The sequence below is a fragment of the Methylosinus sp. DMC45 genome (assembly GCF_056313885.1).
Genome location: NZ_JBQUZK010000050.1, coordinates 1 through 3101, shown reverse-complemented (window position 1 = coordinate 3101; position 3101 = coordinate 1). Strand labels below are relative to the sequence as shown.

The window sequence follows — 3101 nt, the reverse complement described above, 5'->3', positions numbered from 1 at the left end:
TCATCGTATCGGACTTGCACCGACTACTCCTTGCCGGTCTCCCGGCGCTCTATTTATCTACGGAGTATACTCTACAATTGATCGCCGCCGGTTCGAAGAAGGGAAGCGCCGACGCGGCAGAGGGGGCGAGTCCGTAAACGACCGAGAGTCCGAATATGCGTGAGAAGCATCTGGGTCACGCCGTCTCTTTGGCGACGATTTTGTTGAGCACGCGCGAGCAATTCGCTCGCGCGCTGCGTGACGCTGCGATGGCGAGCATCAAAGCGAGGTCGAGAGGCGCAGGTTTCGACCAGCCGGTCATTTCCCGCTACTTCCTCGAATCGCACGTCGACGACGCTCTCTATCTGATCGGCAGAGACGGGCTCGACGCGCTCGAGAGCAATGTCCGCTTCGCGGTCGACGAAATGATACGAGAGGCGTTGGAGAACGTGAGAATGCGGCGGACGGATAATTAGTCGATCGCGTTTTCGCTACGCCGGCTACGGCGTGCAACATTACGCTTGCGTCATTGGGAGCCGACGCTCCCTGACCAGAAACGGGGTTGACGTTGATCGCATTTCAAGGATTTTGTTTTGGGAGCATCTGTCGTGGAAAGACGAATAACTCTCACTGACATCGACCGCCCTGAAGAGGCGCTCGAAGTCGATATCATCGCCGCCGACGAGACGTCTTTGACGCTGTCGGTGCCGAACACATCCGTGCAATTTCGACTTTTCCGCCACAGCCGCAACGCTCCCTATCAAGGATCGTTGGGCGGCCGGAGCTTTTGCTTCGTTCCATATGCTGTCGAGTCAAAAAAGACGGTTCGAAAATAGCGAAAAGCGTCCGGCGCGTTGAACGCGCGACAAAATCGAAATCGATAACTCACAATCTTATCAGCGGAGATGGAGTCGACGCCCTCGAGAGCTGCATCCGGTTTGCGGTCGAGATCACACGAGCGGCGTTGGCAATCATGAGGTATCGCGGAGCCGCCGGCCGGTAGCGGATGTCGAAAGCCCTAGCCATCACATGGAGAGGCGTCATGATGTACGATCACAAACTTATTTTTGCTACGCCCACTCACTCTTTCGTACATGCGACTACGCCGGCGCGCGCCGAGGAGCTCTCCAAATCGACGAAAGACGTTGTTTCAGAATGCTGTTGCGGCTTGTCATTGCGCGCGCGCCTGACATCATCGTCCTCATTCGAACAAACGTGGACGCCGTCATGCCGCGCTCGAGACGAACGACTGCCGAAAAGCTTCACGTCGTCGCGACGAATGGCAGTCGTCCGATCGAAGCACAATCGAAGCGCGACCCGAGGCTCGTCGATTTGGTCCGTCTGCTCGCACGCGCGGCCGCGCGGGATTTCGTTCGATCCGAAGAGGAAAATCGAAAGCAAGGCCGTCTTCCCGAATAAGGAGGCAGCCGAATGAAAGCCGCGCTCTACGCCCGCTACTCCTCCGACAATCAGCGCGAAGCCTCGATCGAGGATCAGTTGCGGCTTTGCCGTCATTACGCAGACAAGCAAGGCTGGACGATCGTCGACAGCTACACCGATCGCGCCATCTCCGGCGCCTCCTTGTTGCGCCCCGGCATCCAGGAACTGATCCACGACGCTCTGCGCGGAAAATTCGTCGTCGTGCTGGCAGAGGCGATGGATCGCTTGAGCCGCGACCAGGAAGATATCGCTGGACTATTCAAGCGCATGGCCTTCGCCAACGTGCGCATCGTCACTCTGTCGGAGGGCGACGTGACGCATCTGCACGTCGGCCTGAAAGGCACGATGAACGCCCTATTCTTGAAGGATCTCGCCGACAAGACTCGCCGCGGTCTGCGCGGCCGGGTCGAGGAAGGCAAGTCCGGTGGTGGACTGTGCTTCGGCTACGACGTGGTCAAGCAGTTCGCTGCAAATGGCGAACCGATCCGCGGCGATAGAACGATCAATGAGGCCGAGGCAACCATCGTCCGCCGCATCTTCGCCGACTATCTCGCCGGAAAATCGTCGCGCACCATCGCCTGGGAACTGAATCAGGAAGGCTTACCAGGACCGCAACGCGCCGAATGGGGGCCCTCCACCATTCATGGCAATCCCAAGCGCGGCGTCGGTATTCTCAACAACGAACTTTATGTCGGACGCCTCGTTTGGAACCGCCTCCGCTATCTGAAGGACCCAGACACTGGGAAGCGCGTTTCGCGTCTCAATCCCGAATCCGAATGGATCGTTCAGGACGTGCCGGAGCTACGCATCGTCGACCAAGAGCTCTGGGACAAGGTAAAAGGGCGCCAGCAAATGCTCGCCTGTGAGCCCACAACATCCGTAGAGAACGCACTGAACGACCGCAGACGCCCGAAGCATCTCTTCGCCGGTCTCGTGAAGTGTGGATGCTGTGGCGGCGGCTACACGATCATATCGAAGGACCTGCTGGGCTGCGCGACAGCGCGCAACAAGGGCACCTGCGAAAATCGTTTGAACATCCGGCGCGACGCGCTGGAGGCTTCAGTGCTGAGCGGCCTGCGGACGCACCTAATGGAGCCTGGGTTGTTCAAGGAGTTCTGCGACGAATTCACCCGCGAGGTGAATAGGCTTCGGAGCGAGCGGGGGGCCGATCTGGAGGCGCGCAAACGCGAATTGGAGCGCGTGGACCGAGAGCTTGATAAAGCGATCCAGGCGATCCTCGACGGCGTGCCCGGCGCCAAGTTGAAAGATAGGATCGGAGCGCTCGAAACCCGCAAGGCCGAGTTGATCGACCTGCTTGCGAACGCCGAGGAGCCGCCGCCGCTTCTGCATCCGAACATTGCCGATATCTTTCGGCGACGTATTTCCGCGCTCCACGAGAGCCTGCAGGGCGACGACGCAAAGGTCGAGGCGGCGGAGTTGTTCCGCACGCTCGTCGATCAGGTGACGCTTGTTCCCGAGGCCGGCGGACTGGCTATCGTGCTGCGCGGCGACCTGGCGGCGATGCTGAGGTTTGCGGCGGGCAAGAAAAACCCCGCGCTCGTTTCGGAGGGCGGGGTTTTGGATGGTTTGCTATCGCAAGAATCGTTGGTTGCGGGGACAGGATTTGAACCTGTGACCTTCAGGTTATGAGCCTGACGAGCTACCGGGCTGCTCCACCCCGC

3 protein-coding genes are annotated in these 3101 nt (G+C 59.4%); all 3 read left to right on the top strand.

The window, feature by feature from the left end:
• Positions 1–155 precede the first annotated feature (155 nt).
• The gene (locus ACT53T_RS16275; RefSeq protein WP_476161993.1) at positions 156–455 is read left to right on the top strand and encodes a hypothetical protein; all 300 of its coding nucleotides are present in this window, start codon (positions 156–158) and stop codon (positions 453–455) included.
• A 679-nt stretch (positions 456–1134) separates the two neighbouring features.
• A complete protein-coding gene (locus ACT53T_RS16270; RefSeq protein ID WP_476161992.1) occupies positions 1135–1398 on the top strand; it encodes a hypothetical protein in 264 nt (87 codons plus the stop codon).
• A gap of 12 nt (positions 1399–1410) precedes the next feature.
• Complete coding sequence (locus ACT53T_RS16265; protein WP_476161991.1) at positions 1411–3069, top strand: recombinase family protein; 1659 nt, start codon at positions 1411–1413, stop codon at positions 3067–3069.
• Positions 3070–3101: the final 32 nt, after the last annotated feature.

Coding starts and splice junctions, on each gene's coding strand:
- ACT53T_RS16270 (WP_476161992.1), top strand. CDS start 1,135: ATGCTGTTGCGGCTTGTCATTGCGCGCGCGCCTGACATCATCGTCCTC.
- ACT53T_RS16265 (WP_476161991.1), top strand. CDS start 1,411: ATGAAAGCCGCGCTCTACGCCCGCTACTCCTCCGACAATCAGCGCGAA.
- ACT53T_RS16275 (WP_476161993.1), top strand. CDS start 156: ATGCGTGAGAAGCATCTGGGTCACGCCGTCTCTTTGGCGACGATTTTG.